Annotated in this window: 1 protein-coding gene; it reads left to right on the top strand. The window is 72.8% G+C overall.

Annotated elements, in window-relative coordinates:
* Nucleotides 1–474: AMP-binding protein (locus tag ACFHWE_RS23695; protein ID WP_416604094.1), on the top strand; the 474-nt coding region annotated here is incomplete at both ends.

Genomic DNA, 474 nt, shown 5'->3' with positions numbered 1-474 from the left:
CGGGGGCGGCGTTCCTGGTGACCCGTGAGGGGCTGGCCGGGCGGGTGGACACGCCGCACGCCCCGGTCCTGGTGGACGCCGACGCGGCCGTGATCGCGGGCCGCCCCGGCGACGCCCCCGGGATCGAGATCGGCCCCGAGGATGGCGTGTGTGTGATGTTCACGTCGGGGTCGACGGGTCGGCCCAAGGGGGTGCTGGCCCCGCACCGCGCGGTGGTCGGCACCCTGCGGGGCCAGGACTTCGCCGACTTCGGTCCGGACCAGGTGTGGCTGCAGAGCGCGCTGCTCTCCTGGGACGGGTTCGTCCTGGAGTTCTGGGGCGCGCTGCTCAACGGTGCCCGTTGCGTCCTCCAGCCGGGGCAGGCCCCCGAGCCCGAACTCATCGAGTCCCTGGCCGCGGAGCACGGCGTCACGACGCTGTGGTTGTCGGCGGGGCTGTTCAATCTGCTGTTGGATGAGTATCCGGAGACGTTCG

Origin of the sequence: Nocardiopsis sp. LOL_012 (assembly GCF_048060475.1) — a bacterium.
Classification (GTDB): Bacteria; Actinomycetota; Actinomycetes; order Streptosporangiales; family Streptosporangiaceae; genus Nocardiopsis.
This window is presented reverse-complemented; position numbering and strand designations above follow the sequence as displayed.